Raw genomic sequence first — 19,091 nt, forward strand, 5'->3', positions numbered from 1 at the left:
TCATGGATTGGAAACCACGACTCGGGCTGGTGGTCTCATGGCGCGCATCCTGAAAGACCCGGCTTACGTCCACCTCCACGTTCACTCGTCGTTCTCCCTGCTGGAAGGGGCCCTGAAGGTCGGGGACATCGTGAAGGCGGCGCTCGCCGACCGGCAGCCGGCCCTGGCGCTCACCGACACCAACAACCTGTTCGGGGCGCTGGAATTCTCCGAGAAGGCCGCCGGCGCCGGCCTCCAGCCGATCCCGGGCCTCCAGCTCACCGTCGCCTTCGAGGCGCCCGATCCGATGGCGCGCGTCGGGCAGGGCCAGGCCGGCTGCGCCAACATCGTCGTGCTGGCGAAGGACGAGACCGGCTACGGCAACCTGCTGCGTCTGGCGAGCCGCGCCTATTTCGACGGGGCGCTGGGCGACGCCCCCCGGGTCGGCGTCGAGGCCCTGGCCGAGTCGAGCGCCGGCCTGATCGCCCTGACGGGCGGTTCCACCGGGCCCCTCGACAGCGCCCTGCGGCAGGGCCGGGCCGAACTCGCCGCCGGCCGCCTGGCGCAGCTGCGCGCGGCCTTCGGCGAGGACGGCCTCTACGTCGAGATCCTGCGCCACGGGCTGCCCGACGAGCGCATGGTCGAGCGGGAATTGCTGCGGCTCGCCGACACGAACGGCCTCTCGGTGGTGGCCGCCAACGAGCCGTTCTTCGCCCGGGAGGGCGACTACGACGCCCACGACGCGCTGCTGGCCATCGCGGACGGCCGCCTCGTCTCGGACGACCGCCGCCGCAAGCTGACCCCGCGCCACGGCTTCAAGACCCGCGCCGAGATGGCCGCGCTCTTCGCCGACCTGCCGGACGCTCTGAACGCCACCGTCGAGATCGCCATGCGCTGCGCCTACCGCGTGCGCACCCGCAAGCCGATTCTGCCGAATTTCGGCGTGGTCGCCGCCCTCGACGCCGCCGCCCCCGAGGGCACCCCCGAAGTCCCGGCGGCGCCCCCCCCCGACGAGCCGGCGGAGCTGCGCCGGCAGGCGGAGGCCGGTCTCGAACGGCGCCTCGCCCAGCACGGCACCGCGCCTGGCATGTCCGAGCAGGTCTATCGCGACCGCCTCGCCTTCGAGCTCGACGTCATCGTCGGCATGAAGTTTCCCGGCTACTTCCTGATCGTGTCGGACTTCATCAAGTGGGCCAAGGACCACGACATCCCGGTCGGGCCGGGCCGCGGCTCCGGCGCCGGCTCCCTGGTGGCCTGGTCGCTCCTCATCACCGACCTCGACCCGCTGCGCTTCGGCCTGCTGTTCGAGCGCTTCCTCAACCCCGAGCGCGTCTCGATGCCGGATTTCGACATCGACTTCTGCGTCGAGGGCCGCGAGCGGGTGATCAGTTACGTGCAGCAGCGCTACGGCGAGCGGCAGGTGGCGCAGATCATCACCTTCGGCACCCTGCTGGCCCGCGGCGTGCTGCGCGACGTCGGCCGCGTGCTGGAGATGCCCTACGGGCAGGTCGACAAGCTGACCAAGCTCGTGCCGCAGAACCCGGCCAATCCCGTCACCCTGGTCCAGGCCATCGAGGGCGAGCCGAAGCTCCAGCAGGCGATCGAGGAGGAGCCGATCGTCGCCCGGCTCATGGAAATCTCGAAGAAGCTCGAGGGCCTGCACCGGCACGCCTCGACCCACGCCGCCGGCGTGGTCATCGGCGACCGTCCCCTCGAACAGCTGGTGCCGCTCTACCGCGACCCGAAGACCGGCATGCGGGTGACCCAGTTCAACATGAAGTGGGTCGAGGCCGCGGGCCTGGTGAAGTTCGACTTCCTCGGCCTGAAGACCCTGACGCTGCTGCGCTGCTGCACGGACTTCCTGGCCCGGCGCGGCATCATCGTGGATCTCGCCTCGCTGCCCCTCGACGACCCGGCGACCTACGCGCCGATGAAGCGCGGCGAGACGGTGGGCGTGTTCCAGGTGGAATCGGCCGGCATGCGCAAGGCCCTGGTCGAGATGCAGGCCGACCGCTTCGAGGACATCATCGCCCTGGTGGCGCTCTACCGCCCGGGCCCCATGGCCAACATCCCGGTCTATTGCGAGCGCAAGCTCGGCCGCGATGCCGGCAACGAGGCGAGCTGGTACCCGCACGAGAAGCTGGAGCCGATCCTCAAGGAGACCTTCGGCATCATCGTCTACCAGGAACAGGTGATGGAGGTGGCCAAGGTCCTGGCCGGCTACTCGCTCGGCGAGGCCGACATGCTCCGCCGCGCCATGGGCAAGAAGATCAAGGCCGAGATGGACGCCCAGCGCGACCGCTTCGTGAAGGGCTGCGTCGAGCGCGACCTCACCAAGGCCAAGGCCAACGAGATCTTCGACCTGCTCGCCAAGTTCGCCGATTACGGCTTCAACAAGTCGCACGCCGCCGCCTACGCCCTGCTGACCTACCAGACCGCCTACCTCAAGGCGAACCATCCGGTGGAGTTCCTGGCCGCCGCGATGCAGCTCGACATCGACGTCACCGACAAGCTGGCGGAGTTCCGCCAGGACGCCCAGCGCCTGAAGATCACCGTCGAGCCGCCCTCGATCAACACCTCGGGCGTCGGCTTCGAGGTGCGCGAGGGGCGCATCCACTACGCGCTCGCGGCGATCAAGGGCGTGGGCCGGGGGGCGGTCGAGGCCCTGATCGAGGCCCGGGGGGACCGGCCCTTCAAGGATCTCGCCTGCCTCGCCCGCCGCCTCAACCCGCGCATGCTCAACAAGCGCACCCTGGAGAACCTCGTGGCGGCCGGCGCCATGGACACCATCGAGCCGGATCGCGCCCGGGCCTGCGCCGCCATCGAACCGATGATGAAGCTGGCGCAAGGGGCGGCCGAGGCGGCCAGCACCGGCATCGAGGACATGTTCGGCGGCATCACCGCCGCCGACGTCACCCTGCGGGTGCCGCCCTACGACCCCTGGCCGATGGCCGACAAGCTGAAGAAGGAATACGAGGCGATCGGCTTCTTCCTGTCGGGCCATCCCCTCGACGAGTACGGCGACCTCCTCGGCAAGCTCCGGGTCCAGACCTGGGCCGAGTTCTGCCGCGCCGTCCGGGCCGGCACCACCAGCGTGGGCCGCGTGGCGGCCTCGGTGCTCGACCGCTCGGAGCGCCGGACCAAGACCGGCAACAAGCTCGGCATCGTCATCCTGTCCGACCAGACCGGGCATTTCGAGGCGATCATCTTCTCGGAGGGCCTCGGCCAGTACCGCGAGATCCTCGAGCCGGGCCGGCCGCTGGTGCTCCAGCTCCAGGCCAACCTCGAGGGCGAGGACGTGCGCGCCCGCATCATGACCGCCGAGCCCCTCGACGTGGCGGTGGCCCGCCACCAGAAGGGCATGCGCGTCTACCTGCAGGACGAGCGCCCGATCCCATCCGTGCAGCAGCGCCTGCAGGTGCGCGGGGAGGGCGAGGTCTCCCTGATCCTCCTCCTCGACGGCGCCCGCGAGGTCGAGGTCAAGCTGCCGGGCCGGTACCAGGCGACGCCCCAGATCGCCGGAGCGCTCCGGGCGGTGCCGGGCGTGGTGCAGGTCGAGGTGAACTGAAAGGACCGGCGACGGTCAATGATCGTCGCCGTGGAAAATCTAGATGTCACTTAGATTCAAGTAATGCCCATTCTGTTGCAAAGGTATCCTGCTTTTTTCGTGCAACGTTTTTCTTAAAATCCTTTTCCATATTTCTTGTTAGGTTTTTAACCCATTCGTCATCCTTAATTTTTCTTCGATAGTCAAAATTCTCGTCGAAATCATCACTCTCGACGTTGATGTCGATTATAATGTTGGCGACAAAACCAGATATTACGAGTCTAAACCTTTCGCGCGAGCTCTGGTTGCGCATGTAATCCTGAGGGCGAGCAACGATCTTCTGGAATGTTTCATCATCGCTAAGCATTTCTTGTATGATATATATTATCATAAAACGAGTAAGTTTATATTTGGCAAGTAGTTGCTCTTTTAAGTTGCCAAGTTGTGATTTTATCTCATTGTCAATAACTCGAAGTAGCACGATACGATCAGCGGTTACTTCGGGTCTTCCAAATAAGGCGCTATGTTTATCTTCGAAAACTTCATATTTATAGTGTGTTCGCCAGGGCTCTTTGTGGTCAAAAGCCATGAGATACAAGCCGGCTTCTTCATTTGAAATGGGCTCTCCTGATATTGAGGTTTCGCCCCTTTTTATTTCATAACTAAAAAGTCCTTTGTAATTTTGATTGAACTCATTTTGTAAACGGATCTGGATTGAGCTGTTAGACTTGAAATCGCGCGATCGAACGCCGTTCTGATTGTTTGAATATTCAGTAATAAGTCTAGCTTTGGGCGATGCTGGATCCATTGAGATAAATTTTGCTAGAACTCTGAGTTCATCTGTAATCGCATCTTTATTTTCATGTAGCGACGTCAAGCTCTGACATCCGTTGATGACGTAATACTCTTCGATGCTAAGACTGTCTTTTTCTAAAAATATACTTTTCGCGATTATTGTGATGCCATTATGAAATAGTGGAAACATCTTGTGAAGACCGACATCCCTTATGCTTTTACGAGATCTTTGTTTACGCTTGTTCTCCCTAAAGGTCCTCGGACATTATACGAGAAGACAGATTGATCTTTAATACCATCAAGTTCGACAAGTTGTCTGGCTTTAACCGGGACTATCATCGCTCCAATTTCGCTGTCGACTTTGTATACGCCTACATCAAATCCATAAATATCGAATGTCGCTGGCTTCTGAATGGGTAAATCGCGTTCATTTGAAATGTAGCTGTCAACAAGTTCAGTTCTTCCTACAAATAATATTTTGTCTCCATGTTGTTGTAAGAAGTCTTTTCCATTCTGGTCAAGGTCGATATTTGTGATAAACTCGCCTCTGAGCGTGTAGGAATCTAATTTTGAGAGAAGGCCTGACCTTCTGATCAAGCTTGCGACTTGCGTATTATTCGCGGTCTGCATCAGATGAGTAGCTGACTCAACTGACTCGAATTGCTGCAATGTACCTAGGAAGTCACGCAAGGCTGCATCGCCAACGGTCGAATTGAGGCGTTGAGAAATTTTTGACTGGAATATGGTTATAGTAGTATTGCTATCATTAATAAAGATTCCATCAACACCCTTGTCGCCAGCCTGATCGCATACAGCATCAACCGCTTCAATCGGATCGAATCTATAATATTGCTCTAGATACCAGATCAGGAATGATGCGCTTTCAGACCTTTTAGGGGCAATATGCTCTTGGAAATTTTTGAGAAGATCCGGATAGTCGACATTGATCGCCATGATTAAGTCGATGCTCGCTCGCCTGTGAGTTCCCACCCTGTCATATGGGTGACAAATGCGACGAGACGCAATGCTGAAAATCGCTCGCTGTTGAGCCGGTAATGCCGGTTTTATTGGCGCCTAGTTGTGCATCATGTAAAATTAGGATATGCGTCTTCGCCAATACCTGGGTGAGTCCTATAAATCTAAAACTCTATTTAAAAAATTCCATCTCCACAAAATATCCCGCAATATTCGTAGGCCTCATTGTCCTTGGGGATGAGGGCGTCACTACCCTTCTGCATAACAATCTTCAGCTGCTCTGCTTTTTTGAAAATGCGCCCCTTCATCCGGCTCGAGATGCAAGCACCGTGCGGCCCTCATCATCGAAGGGCTTTAAGAACCGGCAGTGCTCGAATCGACCGGATCGATCAAGCAGAAGCCATCTCGCATCCGATCTGATTTATCTTTTCGGAATGGCGGATTTGGGAATGGCATATCCGGGCTTCACTTGGGCGCTACGCGGCCTTGTTCGGCGCCGCGCGGGCTGCTTGTCCATGCCCCGGTCTGAGCAACCGACGCCGCGTCTCACGCCGCGCGGATGGCGGCGAGGAAGCCCTCGACCTCCTGGCGCACGGTGACCGACTGGACCGAGAGTTCGCCCGCCGCCATCAGCACCTGCTGGGCCGCGGAGCCGGTGTCGCCGGAGGAGGCGAGGACCTGGGCGACGTTCGTCGAGACGTCCTGGGTTCCGCGGGCCGCTTCGGCCGCGTTGCGGGAGATCTCGCCGGTGGCCGCCGTCTGCTCCACCACCGTCGCGGCGATGCTCTCGGTGATCGCGTTCACCGACACGATGGTCTGGCCGATCTGGCGGATGGCCGCGACGGCCTGGGCGGTGGCCTGCTGGATCGCCGCGATCTGCCCGCCAATCTGGTCGGTGGCCCGGGCGGTCTGGCCGGCGAGCTCCTTGACCTCCGCGGCGACCACCGCGAAGCCGCGTCCCGCCTCGCCGGCCCGCGCCGCCTCGATGGTGGCGTTGAGCGCCAGCAGGTTGGTCTGGCTGGCGATGCCGGAGATCATCGTGACGGCCTCTCCGATCCGGTCGGCGGCCTGGATCAGGCTGCCCATGCTGGCGTCCGTCGCTTCCGCCTCGCGGGCCGCGGCACCGGCGGCGGCGTTCGATTGCTGAACCTGGCGTTCGATCTCCTGCAGGGAGGCGACCATCTCCTCGGCGGCCGCGGCCACGGTTTGTACGTTCGTCGCGGTTTCCCGCGCGGCCGCGCTCGAGGCGAGCGCCTGCCCGCTGGTGCTCTCCGCCACCTGGGTCATCGACCGGGCCGTGGCGTCGAGTTCGGTCGCCGCGGAGGTGACGATGCCGATGTTGCCCGAGATGGTCTGCTCGAAGCTCTGGACGAGCTCGTCGACCCGGTCCGCCCGGCGCTGGCGCGCCGACAGCGCGGCGACCTGCTGCGCCTCCAGTTCGATGCGCGCGATGGCGTTCTGGCGAAACACGTCGACGGCCTTGGCCATCGCGCCCATCTCGTCCCCCGCCGTCTGCGAGGGGACCGTGACGGCCGTCTCGCCGGCGGCCAGGCGACTCATCGCGTCCGTCATGCCGGAGATCGGCCGGATGATGCTGCGGGCGATCAGGACGGCGAGGGCGCCGCCGAGCGCCAGCGCCAGGCCGACGAAGGCCATCTGCAGGACGCGGGCCCGGCTCACGCTCGCGTCCGTGTCGGCGATGATCTCGCTCACGGCCGACTCGATCTTCGCCCGGACTCCCAGGCCCGCCTGCATCAGGGCCGCCGCATGCGGTTTGAGCGTGTCGTCATGGGCCGCCCGCGTCGCCTCGATGGCGGCTGCCGCCGCGTTGAAGGCGTCGATGTAGGCGGCGACCGTGTCCTGCAACCGCTTGATCGGACGCGTGAACGCGCCGCCCGTGTCGAGCTCCTTCAGCGTCCTGATGGCGGTGTCGGCCTTGAGGCTGTTCGTGGCGAAGGTCGCGGGACCCTGGGGATCGCGGGTGGCCAGGAAACGCCAGTTCGCGACCCGCATCAGCAGCACCGCGCTGTCGACCGTCGCGACCTGAGCGATCTGCGCCGCAGAGCCGTTCTGACGGATGTCGGAGATCAGGAGGCCGGCCACGCGCGTCAGCTCGTCGCCGGTCCGGAACAGCTTGGTCTTGCTGTCCGTCAGCGCCAGACCGGCTTGTCCGAGGCGCTGGATATCGTCCTTCAGGGCGGCAGACTGGTCCCGCATGCTGGCGTAGATCGCGCGCCGCTCCTCCGACACCGCGATGTCGACCTGGCGCTGGAGCACCGTGGTGATGGCCTGGCGTGTCTGCTCGACCTGCTCGAGCTGATCGGGCGTCTGGCTCGACTGCAGATCCAGAGCCTGCCCGGACAGCCGCTCCGCGAGGCCGTTCATCGCGAAGACGTTGCGTGCCCCCTCCTCGAGGCGAGCGACCCGTTCGTATTCGGCTACGATGGAGCCGAGTTGATACTGCGCGGTCAGGCCAATTCCGCCGGTGATCAGGATCAGGCTGCCGAATCCGGCGTAGAGGCGAGCGCGGATACCGTATGTCATCGAGAGGCCTGATCCGTTGCGTGGTTTGTGCATTTCTCCTAGGTGTTGACCAATAAAAATGTCTTAAATTACATTATATATCTGCATCGTCAGATCTACCTGAACTAATATGGTCCATCTATACAATCGAAGTGAGCATTTTTGAACCAGCAGCGTCACGCGGATCACCGATCGCGGGCGTGTCCGGTCGATCGGGGTCGAACGAACGGACCGCCCGACGTCCACCCGCGCGCCACGCCCCGTCGTTCCGGCGGAACCCGCGCGTCGAGGGTCCGAAAGGGCGCGTCAGGCGCCGGCCGCCGACGAGCCGGCGGTGCCGGCCCGGACTCGCGCCCGCAGGCGCTCCGCCACCATCGCCTGCAGGGTGAGGAGGTGCGGGCAGCGGATGCCCGCCTCGAGGCAGGCGGCCACCGTGCGAAACAGGTACTCGGCGCTCGGCCCGAGATGGCCGGCCCCGGCGGCGATCCGGTCCGCGATCACGTCGTCCGGGATCGGGCCGGTGTAGCGGTCACTCTCGGGATTCACCAGGAAGGTCAGCGCCTGGATCGTGCCGGCGGCCGTCTCCACCGGGACCCAGCGCCCGAGATAGCCGTTGCCGCCCATCTCGCGGCGCCAGACCGGCAGCAAGGTCTCGGCGGCCTCCGCACCGGTCAGCCGGAAGGCGACCCCCTCGCAGGAGCCGCCCGCATCGAGGGCCAGGACGAGGCCGGGATTGTCCACGCTGCCGCGGAACCGGCGCTGGAGGAGGCAGAAGCGCCGGTGATAGCCGTGCACGGTGCCGACCCGGCGCTCGGAATAGGCGAATTCCGGCTGCCAGATCAGCGAGCCGTAGCCGAACACCCACAAGCCCTCCGCGGGCATCGGCCGGGCGGCGAGGGCGGCGGCGAGGCCCGGGGCCAGTTCGGCATCGCTCAGCAGCGCGAGGGCCGTCGCGTCGTCCGCCACCGGCGTCGGATGGGCACGGGCGATGAGGGCGAGGGTCAGGGCGAGGGGCTGGTCGGGCATGGGGCCAGCGAACCACCGGGCAGGCCGGGGCGCAAGACCGGCTGCGCCGAAGCGCAAGACCGGCCGCGCCGAAGCGCAAGACCGGCCGCGCCGGGGGGCGTGCCTCAGCCCCGGCCGGCCGCCAAAGCCTCCAGTTCCGGCAGCGGCTCGGTCCGGTGCCCCTCGCAGATCTCCGGATCCTCGTCGACGCGGGTGAGGACGCCGCCGGCCTCCTGCACGACGATCTTCGGCCGCTCGGCGCGGCCGAAGGTGCGTCCCGTCATCCGGCTCGAGAGGCAGTAGAGCGTGCGGCCGGCGTCTTGGAACGGCTGCGAGACCCGGCTGTGCGCGAACCGCACCGGGATCAGCGAGACCGCGCCGAACGCGGCCTGCCCGAGGGCGAAGGCGGCGAGCCGTTCCCGCAGGGGCGCGGTCGCGGCGGGCGTCGGGATGGATGCCCGCGGCCCGCAGGCCGCGAGGGGCAGCAGGGCGGCGAGGACAAGGGCGGGGCGGCGGCGGGCCGCGCGCGCGGGCAGGGACATCGGGGCAGGCTCGACTCAGTGTGATGGCGAGCCTATCGGATTTCCCGTCTTGGGGGAAACCGTGTCCACTTGCAACCGGAATGGACGCAGCGCGCTTGCATCGCCTCGACGGCGCCGTAAGACACGGGCATGCAATGGACCGACGAGGCCCTGGTGCTCGGCCTGCGCCGCCAGGGCGAGACTAGCGTCATCCTCGAACTCATGACCCGGACCCACGGCCGCCACCTCGGGCTCGTGCATGGCGGGCGCTCGCGCCGGATGCAGCCGGTGCTGCAGGCCGGTAACCGGGTGCAGGCCACCTGGCGGGCGCGCCTCGACGAGAGCCTGGGCGCCTTCGCGGTGGAGCCCGTCGAATCCGTCGCCGCCCGGCTGATGGGGTCGGGGCTCGCCCTCTACGGCATGAGCCATCTCGCGGGCCTGCTCCGCCTGCTGCCCGAGCGCGACCCCCATCCCGAACTGTTCGAGGCAGCCGGCCTCCTGGTGGCGCACCTGCACGACCCGGACATCGCCCCGCCGCTGATGGTCCGCTTCGAACTCGCCATCCTGGCCGAGCTCGGCTTCGGGCTCGACCTGGCGGCCTGCGCCGCCACGGGGGGCAACGACGCGCTGATCTACGTCTCGCCCCGCAGCGGGCGGGCGGTGAGCGCCTCGGCCGGCGAGCCCTATCGCGACCGGCTCCTGGCGCTGCCGGACTTCCTGCGGGCCCGGGCGCCGGGTGCGTCCCTGCCGATGACGCCGGACGCCCGGGACGTTACCGCGGGGTTTACCTTGACGGGGTATTTCCTCGACCAGCACATCTGGGGACCGCGCGCGATCCCCGTGCCCGAGGAGCGCGCGCGCTTCGTTGCATTGGGCACGGGAAGCGCCTAAATTCCGTTCGTGTTTTGTTCTGAATTGGGTCGTCTGAGGCCCGGGAGTTCGTGATGGGCCAGCCCTTCGAGCCGCCATCGAGTCCCGATGGCATCGAGAGCGTCGAGCTGAAGACCGCGCTCGAGGATCGCTACCTCGCCTACGCGCTGTCGACGATCATGCACCGGGCGCTGCCCGATGCCCGCGACGGGCTCAAACCCGTCCACCGCCGCATCCTGTTCGCCATGCGGCTCCTGAAGCTCGATCCGACCTCGGCCTTCAAGAAATGCGCCCGCATCGTGGGCGACGTCATCGGCAAGTACCATCCGCACGGCGACACGGCGGCCTACGACGCCCTGGTGCGCATGGCGCAGGACTTCGCGCAGCGCTATCCGCTGGTCGACGGGCAGGGCAATTTCGGCAACATCGACGGCGATAACGCCGCCGCCCAGCGCTACACCGAGGCCCGGATGACGGAGGTGGCGCGCCTCCTCCTCGAAGGTCTCGACGATGATTCGGTGGATTTCCGCCCGAACTACGACGGGCAGGAGGAGGAGCCGGTGGTGCTCCCCGCCGCCTTCCCGAATCTGCTGGCCAACGGCTCCCAGGGCATCGCGGTGGGCATGGCGACCTCGATCCCGCCCCACAACGCGGCCGAGCTCTGCGACGCGGCGCTCTACCTGATCGGCCATCCCGAAGCGACCTCCGCCCAGCTCCTCACCTTCGTGAAGGGGCCGGACTTCCCCACCGGCGGTATCCTGATCGACAGCGCCGAATCGATCACCGAGGCCTACCGCACCGGGCGCGGCGGCTTCCGCGTGCGGGCGCGCTGGGCCAAGGAGGATCTGGGGCGGGGCACCTGGACCATCGTGGTCACGGAGATCCCCTACGGCGTGCAGAAGGCCCGCCTGATCGAGAAGCTCGCCGAGCTCCTGCAGGAGCGCAAGCTGCCCCTGCTCGCCGACGTGCGCGACGAATCGGCCGAGGACGTCCGCATCGTGCTGGAGCCGCGCGCCCGCAACGTCGATCCCGTCATCCTGATGGAATCGCTGTTCCGGCTCACCGAGCTCGAATCCCGCATCTCGCTCAACATGAACGTGCTGGTGGGCGGGCTGGTGCCCCGCGTCATCGGCCTCGCCGAGGCCCTGCGCGAGTGGCTCGACCACCGCCGCGTCGTGCTCCAGCGCCGGTCGCGCCACCGCCTCGGCCAGATCGACCGCCGCCTGGAGATCCTGGGCGGCCTGCTCATCGTCTATCTCGACCTCGACGAGGTGATCCGCATCATCCGCGAGGAGGACGAGCCGAAGCCCGCCCTGATGAAGCGCTTCGAACTCACCGAGGTGCAGGCCAACGCCATCCTCGACACGCGCCTGCGCTCGCTCCGCAAACTCGAGGAGATGGAGATGAAGCGCGAGCTCGACGCCCTGACCCTGGAGAAGGAGGGGATCGACGGGCTGCTCGGCTCCGACAAGCTGCAATGGGCCGACATCACCAAGCAGATCCGCGCGGTGAAGAAGACCTTCGGTCCCGAGACCAAGATCGGCGCCCGGCGCACCACCCTGGAGAACCCGCCCGACACCGCCGGCATCGACTTCGCCGCCGCCTTGGTGGAGCGCGAACCGATCACCGTCATCGTCTCCAACAAGGGCTGGATCCGGGCCCTCAAGGGCCACGTGGCCGACCTCTCGGGCGTCGCCTTCAAGGGCGACGACGGCCTCAAGCTCGCCTTTCCCAGCGAGACCACGGCCAAGATCCTGGTGCTGGCCTCGAACGGCAAGGTCTTCACCCTGGAGGCGGCCAAGCTGCCGGGCGGGCGCGGCTTCGGCGACCCGATCCGCCTGATGGTGGATTTCGACGACGGCACCGAGATCGTGGCGGCCATCCCCTACCAGCCGGGCGCCAAGGTTCTGGTCGCGGCCACCGACGGGCGCGGCTTCCTGGCGCCGGCCGATGCGCTCGTGGCCAACACCCGCAAGGGCAAGGGCATCATGGGCCTCGACGCGCCGGCGACGGCCGCCGTGCTGGTGCCGGCCACCGGCGACCACGTGGCGGTGTGCAGTGCCGACCGGCTGATGCTGGTCTTCCCCTTGAGCGAATTGCCCGAGATGGTGCGCGGCAAGGGCGTGCGCCTGCAGCGCTGCCGCCAGACCACGCTCACCGACGCCCACGTCTTCCCTCTGGCCGAAGGGCTGCCCTGGCGCGAGGCGGGCGGCGAGGCGCGCCTCGCCAATGCGGGGATTCTGGAGAAATGGCTGGGCCACCGCTCGGACGCCGGCGCCCTGATGACCCGGAGCTTCCCGAAGTTCGAGCGGTTCGGGAAGTAGAAGGCGCGGTCGGCCCCAGGCGCCTGGACGCGAATTTCAGGGCGTCTGGCCGAGCGTTTCCTCGACGAGGCGCGGGTTTCGCTGGAGGGGCGCCAGGAGCATGCGGGCCGGTCCTTCGGGCTGGCGACGGCGCTGTTCCCAGTTCCGCAGGGTGCCGACGGCGACACCGATCCGACGGGCGAAGGCATCCTGTGAGAGATCCGTCGCCTTTCGGATCGCGGCGACGTCGATGTCCTGCGGGACGTGGATGCCGAACCCGGCTCCGATGTCCCCGCGCGCATGGGCGACCGCCTGTTTCAGGCTCAGCGCCAACTCGGCGAACATCGCGTCGTCCCTCGCTCATCGCCCCCAGAGAACGAGATCACGCGGGCGCCGCCGCGCTTGCCGCGCCCGGTCAAGAGAACGCGAACCTTCCGAAGGCCGCTAGGTCCCGGAATCACCTCGCGTGCCTGCGGATGGGCCGCGAGGAAATCCACCACCGCACTTCGCGCGACATCGGTCATGGCGCGTTCGGCAGAGCGCAGATAGACCTCGTCTCGATGACCGTAGGGAGCGCGCTGGTCATGCCCAAGACCGCGCCGTTGGCGCATGTCCGTCAATGGCAGGAGACAGGTCGAGGAGCTCGGTGGAGATCCGTCAAGGACCGGCAGACAGTCGTCAACCGGGCCAAACACACACTGCAAGGCCCGGGAAACCAAGTCTTGCCGCACAGGAATCCCTACAAGGCGAGAAGCCGGGTCGCGCCGCTTGAGTCAGCGGCGGCGGAACTGACCCCGCATGGGCGGGCGCGGACCGGAGGAGCGCTCGTCCTTGTGCCGGAACACGAGGCGGCCCTTCTCCAGGTCGTAGGGCGACATCTCGACGGTGACGCGGTCGCCGGCCAGAGTCTTGATGCGGTTCTTCTTCATCTTGCCGGCCGTATAGGCCACGATCTCGTGCCCTTGGTCGAGCTGCACGCGGTAGCGCGCGTCCGGCAGGATCTCGATCACGAGACCGTCGAACTGCATCAACTCTTCTTTCGCCATCCACACTCTCCAGCCGGACGGCCTGAAAAGGGGCGACCCGGGACACAAAACGAAGCCGTTCGGCAAAACGCGGCGGGCGGCGGGTCCGATCCCATCGGATGCGCAACACCGGCGAGCGTTGCCCCGACATAATGTCCGGATCGGCCGGAAGCAAGCTTTTCCCGATGCAGGCCGGTGATGAACCCGGCACAAGTCGCGCGCGGATCCGACGTGGATTCGGAAAGATCAAGATTTGGCCCGCGATTTCGCTCCGTCGCGCTTCCGGCCGGCCGGACGCGCGACGGCGGCGGCGGGCAGACTCGACTCACGGGGTGACGTCGTTGCCCGCAAAGTCGATCCGCCCATCCGGCATCCGCTTCCAGGCCTGCAGGACCGTGGCCGGGCGGCGGGGATCGGGCTTCAGGTCGCCCCGGGCATCGTAGGCGAGGTCGCCGAGAACCGTCCGCAGGGCCCGGCCCTCATGCAGGTAGGCCGCCACCGCCCGGCCCTCCGCCGATCCGGCGCCGAGGACGCCCTGGCGCAGGACCTCGACGGCCGCATAGGCCTGGGCGGCCACCGCGTTCGCGTCCGGGCTGCGGGGACCCTTCGTCGCCTTCGCATCGGGTGTCTTCGGCTCGGGCAGCCGGGGCGGGTCGGCGGCGAGGGTCATCACCGTGCCCTCGGCCGCCGGGCCGGCCGCCTGGGGAAAGGCCGGATCGAGGAGGCCGTCGCTGCCCACCAGGGGCGCGGTCACGCCGGCGTCGCGCAGGCCGCGCAGGAGCACGGCCGCCTCAGGTGCGAGGCCCCCGAAATACACCACCTCGACCCGCGCCCGCTTCAGGCGCGCCACCAGTCCGGAGACGTCGCGCTCGCCGCGGGTCAGGGTCTCGAAGGCCGCCTCCGGCTGGTCCGCGGCCTTGAGCACGCGGCTCACGCCCTCCGCGAGGCCGCGCCCGAACGGGCTCTTGTCGTGCACGAGGCCGATGCGCTGGCCGCCGTGACGGCCGAGGAGGTAGGCGCCGGCGAGCCGCCCCTGCTCGGCCTCGTTCGGCACGGTGCGGAACACGTTCCAAAGGCCCTTGGCCGTCAGCGCGGCAGAGCCGGTGCCCGGCGTCACGGCGACGATGCCGGCCTCCTCGTAGACCGGCATCGCCAGCCCCACGACGCCGGCATTGAAGGGGCCGACCACCAGGCCGACCCGCTCGGCGGCGAACCGCCGGGCGACGGCGAGACCCTGCCTGCCCTCGCCGGCATCGTCGGCGACCACCAGGACCAGGCGCTGCCCGTCGACACCGCCGGCCCGGTTGAGATCGGCCACCGCCTGCTCGGCGCCGAGGCGCAGGCCCTGTCCGAAGGCGGCATCCGGGCCGGTCAGCGGCGCCGACAGCCCGATGCGGACCTGGGCCTCCGCGGAGCCGGAGGCCGAACCCATCAGCAGGCCGGCGAAGGCGAAGGCGGTGGCGCGGAGGCTGGGCATCGGGGCAGGGCTCCATCGGGGCGGGTGACGCGGCCCCACGATAGGGGCGCCCGGTCGGTGCGGGAAGACACGCCCCGGTGGCCGCGCCGCCCGGTGCGCATTGCCACGGCGGCGCGGGACCTTACCTCGGTCTATCGGGTTTTCATTCCAGTTCCACGCAGCGGGCCGGATCCCGCGCCGGAGTTCGCCAGGACCATGCTTTCCACCGACAACGACATTCTCGGCGCGGCCGAAGCCTGGCGTCGCGAGGGGCGCGCGGTGGCGCTCGCCACCGTCATCGAGACCTGGGGCTCGGCGCCGCGGCCGGTGGGAAGTCACCTCGTGGTCGACGGCGAGGGCAACTTCCTCGGCTCGGTCTCGGGCGGCTGCGTCGAGGGCGCGGTGATCACCGAGGGCCTGGAGGCGATTGCCGACGGGCAGGCGCGCATCATCGAATTCGGCGTGGCCGACGAGACCGCCTGGCGGGTCGGACTGTCCTGCGGCGGGCGCATCCGCGTCTTCGTCGAGTCCGTGGCCTGAGGCGCCGGCATGCAGCTCGAGACCCTCGCCATCCTTAACGCCGAGCGCGCCGCGCGCCGCGCCGCCATCCTCGTGACTGACCTCGACGGCGGGGCCCAGCGGGTGGTGCGCGAGGCCGAGATCGCCGGCGATCCCCTGGGCGACCTCCTCGCCCGCCACCTCGCCTCCGGCAAGAGCGGCCTCGCCGAGGCGGACGGCCGCTCGGTCTTCCTCACCGTGCAGGCGCCCCCGGTGCGTCTGGTGGTGATCGGTGCCGTCCATATCAGCCAGGCGCTGTGCCCGATGGCGCGCGCCCTCGATCTCGCCGTCACCGTCATCGATCCGCGCACCGCCTTCGCGACGCCGGAACGCTTCCCCGGCATCGACCTCGTGGCCGAATGGCCGGACGACGCCCTGGCCGGTCCGGTCCCGCCCCTGGACCGCTACTGCGCCGTGGCGGCCCTGACCCACGATCCGAAGATCGACGATCCGGCCTTGGCCGCAGCCCTCCGGGCGGGGTGCTTCTATGTGGGAGCCCTCGGCTCGCGCAAAACCCACGCGGCCCGCGTCGGCCGGCTGACCCAGGCGGGGTTCGCGGAGGCCGAGATCGGCCGGATCGCGGCGCCGATCGGCCTTTCCATCCAGGCCGTCAGCCCGGCCGAGATCGCGGTCTCGATCCTGGCGCAGATCATCGCCGCGCAGCGCACCCCCCGCACCGGAGCCGCCGCGTGAAGTTCGGGGCCGTCCCGACGCGCGAGGCTGCCGGGCTGATCGCCGCCCATACGGTGCGCTCCCACGACGTGACCCTGCGCAAGGGCCGGGTCATCCCGGCCGAGGACGCCGCGCGCCTCGCGGCCGCCGGGCTGTCCGAACTCGTGGCCGTCACCCTCGAGCCGGGCGACGTGGCCGAGGATCCGGCGGCCGAACGTCTCGCCGCGCATCTCGCCGGTCCGCACCTGCGCCGCGAATTGCCCTTCACCGGCCGCTGCAACCTCCATGCGGCGACCGCCGGGCTCCTGCACATCGACCGGGCCGCCGTCGACGCCGTCAACGGCGTCGACGAGGCGATCACGGTGGCGACGCTCGCGCCCTACAAGCCCGTGGTGGCCGGCGAGATGGTCGCCACGGTCAAGATCATCCCCTATGCGGTCCCGGGCGCCGCCCTCGACCGGGCCTGCGGCGCCGCGCCCGCGGGGGCGCTCGCGGTGGCGCCCTACCGGTTGACCCGGGTCGCCGTCGTCTCGACCCTGCTGCCCGGCCTGAAGCCCGCAACCATCGACAAGACCCTCGCCAACCTGCGCCACCGCCTCGCCCCGACGGGCGCCGCCCTCGTCACCGACGCCCGGGTGCCCCACCGCCGCGAGGCCGTGGCCGAGGCGATCCGGGCCGCGGTCACGGAGGATCGCGCCGAGCTGGTGGTGGTGTTCGGCGCCTCGGCCATCGCCGACCGGCGCGACGTGATCCCCGCCGGGATCGAGGCGGCGGGCGGCCACGTCGCGCATCTCGGCATGCCGGTGGACCCGGGCAACCTCCTCCTGGTCGGACGGGTCGCCGCGGTGCCGGTCATCGGCGCGCCGGGCTGTGCGCGCTCGCCCAAGGAGAACGGCTTCGACTGGGTGCTGCACCGGCTGCTCGCCGGCCTCGAAGTGACCCGGGCCGACATCGTCGCCCTCGGTGTCGGCGGGCTCCTCATGGAGATCGGGTCGCGGCCCCAGCCCCGCTCCGGCGGCGACCCGGCCGAAGACGATGCCTGAGAACGATGCCTGAACTCGGTCTCATCCTCCTGGCGGCCGGGCGCGGGACGCGCTTCGGCGCGGAGCCGAAGCTGCTGCAGCCGCTGGCCGGGCGGCCGCTCGTCCGCCACGCCGCGGAGGCCGCGATCGCCTCCGGGCTCGGCCCGGTGGTTGCGGTGCTCGGCGCCCATGCCGGCCGGGTCGGCGCCGCCCTCGACGGGCTCGACCTCGCCCGGGTCGTGAACCCGGCCTATGCGGACGGTCTCGCCACCTCGCTCCAGGCCGGACTCGCGGCCCTGCCGGCGGGGGTTGGCGGCGCGCTTGTGCTGCTGGGCGACATGCCGCGGGTGACCGCCCGCCACCTCCAGGATTTGGCCGACGCCTTCCGCCGGGCGGAGCCGGCCCCCGCGGCGGTGGTGCCGATCCATGCGGGCGTGCGTGGCAACCCGGTCCTCCTGAACCTGCGCCTCCTGGCTCCCGCCCTCGCCGGTCTCTCGGGTGACCAGGGCGCCGGACGGCTGCTCGCCGGACGCGCCGACGTGCTCGAATGCGCGATGGATGCGGGTGTGCGCCTGGACGTCGACACGCCGGACGGTCTCGCGGCCCTCCGCTGAGGGGGCTCCTCCAAATCCGTTTGATCCCTTCGGGATGGCGGATTTGGGCCTCGCTCCAGCGCCGCGCAGGCTTGCCGAGACGGGCACCGCTCCGATCGAGCGGAGCCCGTATCAGTCCTGCGGCGCCCGTGCCGGCGCGCGCTTGGCCTCGGCCCGGCAGCGGTCCGAGCAGTAGCGGACCTCGTCCCAGACCCGCTCCCACTTCTTACGCCACGCGAAGGGCTTGCCGCACTGGACGCAGATCTTGTTGGGAAGATCGGCCTTCTTGCGCATCCGCGCCATGGGGTCTGCTCGATCGCTTTCGTGGAGGGGTCGCTTCGATATAGGGCAGCCTACCGCCCCAGCTGTCCGGCCTCGCTGACCGGGACCGGGCTCCAGCGGGTGAGCTGGATGTAGCCGTCGCGGGCGGCGATGACGACGTGGCGGCGGTAGCGCTGCACCACCGTCCCCGGCGCATGCCGATGCGCCTCGCGCCAGCCCTCGGCCGCCGCCACGTAGACCCGGGACTCGCCGACCCGGGCGATCGTCTCGATCGTGCCGAAGGCGCGGACCCGGCGCAGGATCGCCTCGACCTCGGCGCGGAAGTCGAGGGTGCGATCCGCATCCGTCACCCGCGGCCAGTAGGAGCCGGTGCCCTGGGGAGCGGGCGTCCGCCACAGAGCGGGCAGGTCCCGGGCGATCGGGCCGGCGGCGATGCGGCGCGCCGCCATCTGGCACTTGGCCAGCAGGGTCTCGTGCGATTCCAGGGCGGCGAGCGGGAAGCGCTCCTGGGCCAGGATGTCGCCGGTGTCGAAGCCGTCCTCGGCCAGCACGTGGGCGGTGACGCCCCAGTCCGGCTGCCCGTCGGAGATCGCCTTGAAGAGCGGGTAGGGTCCGCGGCCCAGGGGAAGCGGGGAGGGGTGGAAATTGAGCGCGTAGGCGCACCGCCCGCGCCAGCCCCGGATCAGCCAGGGATAGCCCGCCACCACCAGGGCCCAGTCCCGGCCCTGCGCCTCCGCGAGCCCGGCGAGGTCCTCCGGCCGCATCCGCGAGATCTGGATCGGCACGCGGTGGCGGCGGGCCTGCGTCACCACCGCCTCGTTGTGGTCGTAGATCCCGTCGCAGGGCCGGGTGAACAGCTTGATCGGCGTCCAGCCCGCCCCGATCAGGGCCTCGAACACGCCGCCGAGGAAATCGATTCCGGCAAAGGCGAACTTCATGCGGCTCCCGACGGTCCTGCGACGTCA

The 19,091-nt window shown here is 68.1% G+C and carries 17 protein-coding genes; 7 read left to right on the plus strand and 10 right to left on the minus strand.

Annotation, left to right across the window (positions count from 1 at the left end):
- Window positions 1–37: 37 nt before the first annotated feature.
- Window positions 38–3,547, plus strand: coding sequence for a DNA polymerase III subunit alpha (gene dnaE, locus ASF18_RS14280; RefSeq protein WP_056352473.1), 3,510 nt, complete (start codon window positions 38–40; stop codon window positions 3,545–3,547).
- A 46-nt stretch (window positions 3,548–3,593) separates the two neighbouring features.
- On the opposite strand, the gene ASF18_RS23090 is transcribed toward dnaE, so the two are convergent.
- The 5 genes from ASF18_RS23090 to ASF18_RS14295 all read right to left on the minus strand — a co-directional run bounded on the left by ASF18_RS23090 (window position 3,594) and on the right by ASF18_RS14295 (window position 9,366).
- The gene (locus ASF18_RS23090) at window positions 3,594–4,511 is read right to left on the minus strand and encodes an AIPR family protein (protein WP_082487544.1); all 918 of its coding nucleotides are present in this window, start codon (window positions 4,509–4,511) and stop codon (window positions 3,594–3,596) included.
- Window positions 4,512–4,531: 20 nt separating this feature from the next.
- On the minus strand, window positions 4,532–5,275 hold the full coding sequence (locus ASF18_RS23740; protein WP_156649823.1) for a hypothetical protein: 744 nt from the start codon (window positions 5,273–5,275) through the stop codon (window positions 4,532–4,534).
- A 567-nt stretch (window positions 5,276–5,842) separates the two neighbouring features.
- Window positions 5,843–7,840 (minus strand): HAMP domain-containing methyl-accepting chemotaxis protein, encoded by a 1,998-nt coding sequence (locus ASF18_RS14285; RefSeq protein ID WP_056352475.1) that lies wholly within the window; start codon window positions 7,838–7,840, stop codon window positions 5,843–5,845.
- A 285-nt stretch (window positions 7,841–8,125) separates the two neighbouring features.
- Complete coding sequence (locus ASF18_RS14290; RefSeq protein WP_056352477.1) at window positions 8,126–8,845, minus strand: gamma-glutamylcyclotransferase; 720 nt, start codon at window positions 8,843–8,845, stop codon at window positions 8,126–8,128.
- Window positions 8,846–8,949: 104 nt separating this feature from the next.
- The gene (locus tag ASF18_RS14295; RefSeq protein ID WP_056352479.1) at window positions 8,950–9,366 is read right to left on the minus strand and encodes a hypothetical protein; all 417 of its coding nucleotides are present in this window, start codon (window positions 9,364–9,366) and stop codon (window positions 8,950–8,952) included.
- Window positions 9,367–9,495: 129 nt separating this feature from the next.
- Here ASF18_RS14295 and recO point away from each other — a divergent pair, with 129 nt between their 5' ends.
- Window positions 9,496–10,236 carry a DNA repair protein RecO gene (gene recO, locus ASF18_RS14300; RefSeq protein WP_056275272.1) on the plus strand — a complete coding sequence of 247 codons (741 nt, stop codon included), beginning with the start codon at window positions 9,496–9,498 and terminating at the stop codon, window positions 10,234–10,236.
- A gap of 53 nt (window positions 10,237–10,289) precedes the next feature.
- The gene (gene parC / locus ASF18_RS14305; protein WP_056352481.1) at window positions 10,290–12,539 is read left to right on the plus strand and encodes a DNA topoisomerase IV subunit A; all 2,250 of its coding nucleotides are present in this window, start codon (window positions 10,290–10,292) and stop codon (window positions 12,537–12,539) included.
- A 36-nt stretch (window positions 12,540–12,575) separates the two neighbouring features.
- Here parC and ASF18_RS14310 read toward each other — a convergent pair whose 3' ends face one another.
- From ASF18_RS14310 to ASF18_RS14320, 3 genes are all read right to left on the minus strand, one after another.
- Window positions 12,576–12,863 carry a helix-turn-helix domain-containing protein gene (locus ASF18_RS14310; protein ID WP_056352483.1) on the minus strand — a complete coding sequence of 96 codons (288 nt, stop codon included), beginning with the start codon at window positions 12,861–12,863 and terminating at the stop codon, window positions 12,576–12,578.
- Between the two features lie 428 nt (window positions 12,864–13,291).
- Window positions 13,292–13,564, minus strand: coding sequence for a translation initiation factor IF-1 (gene infA / locus ASF18_RS14315; RefSeq protein ID WP_056178999.1), 273 nt, complete (start codon window positions 13,562–13,564; stop codon window positions 13,292–13,294).
- Between the two features lie 304 nt (window positions 13,565–13,868).
- Complete coding sequence (locus tag ASF18_RS14320) at window positions 13,869–15,020, minus strand: branched-chain amino acid ABC transporter substrate-binding protein (protein WP_056352485.1); 1,152 nt, start codon at window positions 15,018–15,020, stop codon at window positions 13,869–13,871.
- Window positions 15,021–15,215: 195 nt separating this feature from the next.
- Here ASF18_RS14320 and ASF18_RS14325 point away from each other — a divergent pair, with 195 nt between their 5' ends.
- The 4 genes from ASF18_RS14325 to ASF18_RS23750 are packed head-to-tail and all read left to right on the plus strand — an operon-like array spanning window position 15,216 to window position 17,865.
- A complete protein-coding gene (locus ASF18_RS14325) occupies window positions 15,216–15,539 on the plus strand; it encodes an XdhC family protein (RefSeq protein ID WP_056214682.1) in 324 nt (107 codons plus the stop codon).
- Between the two features lie 9 nt (window positions 15,540–15,548).
- Window positions 15,549–16,250 carry an XdhC family protein gene (locus tag ASF18_RS14330; RefSeq protein WP_056352487.1) on the plus strand — a complete coding sequence of 234 codons (702 nt, stop codon included), beginning with the start codon at window positions 15,549–15,551 and terminating at the stop codon, window positions 16,248–16,250.
- Window positions 16,247–17,272, plus strand: a complete 1,026-nt coding sequence (locus ASF18_RS23745; RefSeq protein WP_056352489.1) for a molybdopterin-binding protein — start codon at window positions 16,247–16,249, stop codon at window positions 17,270–17,272. Before ASF18_RS14330 ends, ASF18_RS23745 begins: the two co-directional genes overlap by 4 nt.
- Before the next feature lie 5 nt (window positions 17,273–17,277).
- The gene (locus ASF18_RS23750) at window positions 17,278–17,865 is read left to right on the plus strand and encodes a nucleotidyltransferase family protein (RefSeq protein ID WP_056352491.1); all 588 of its coding nucleotides are present in this window, start codon (window positions 17,278–17,280) and stop codon (window positions 17,863–17,865) included.
- A gap of 111 nt (window positions 17,866–17,976) precedes the next feature.
- Here ASF18_RS23750 and ASF18_RS23105 read toward each other — a convergent pair whose 3' ends face one another.
- The gene (locus ASF18_RS23105) at window positions 17,977–18,147 is read right to left on the minus strand and encodes a DUF2256 domain-containing protein (protein ID WP_200917600.1); all 171 of its coding nucleotides are present in this window, start codon (window positions 18,145–18,147) and stop codon (window positions 17,977–17,979) included.
- Window positions 18,148–18,197: 50 nt separating this feature from the next.
- A complete protein-coding gene (locus ASF18_RS14345; protein WP_056352493.1) occupies window positions 18,198–19,064 on the minus strand; it encodes a formyltransferase family protein in 867 nt (288 codons plus the stop codon).
- Window positions 19,065–19,091 lie beyond the last annotated feature (27 nt).

This window comes from Methylobacterium sp. Leaf89, from assembly GCF_001422215.1.
Classification (GTDB): domain Bacteria; phylum Pseudomonadota; class Alphaproteobacteria; order Rhizobiales; family Beijerinckiaceae; genus Methylobacterium.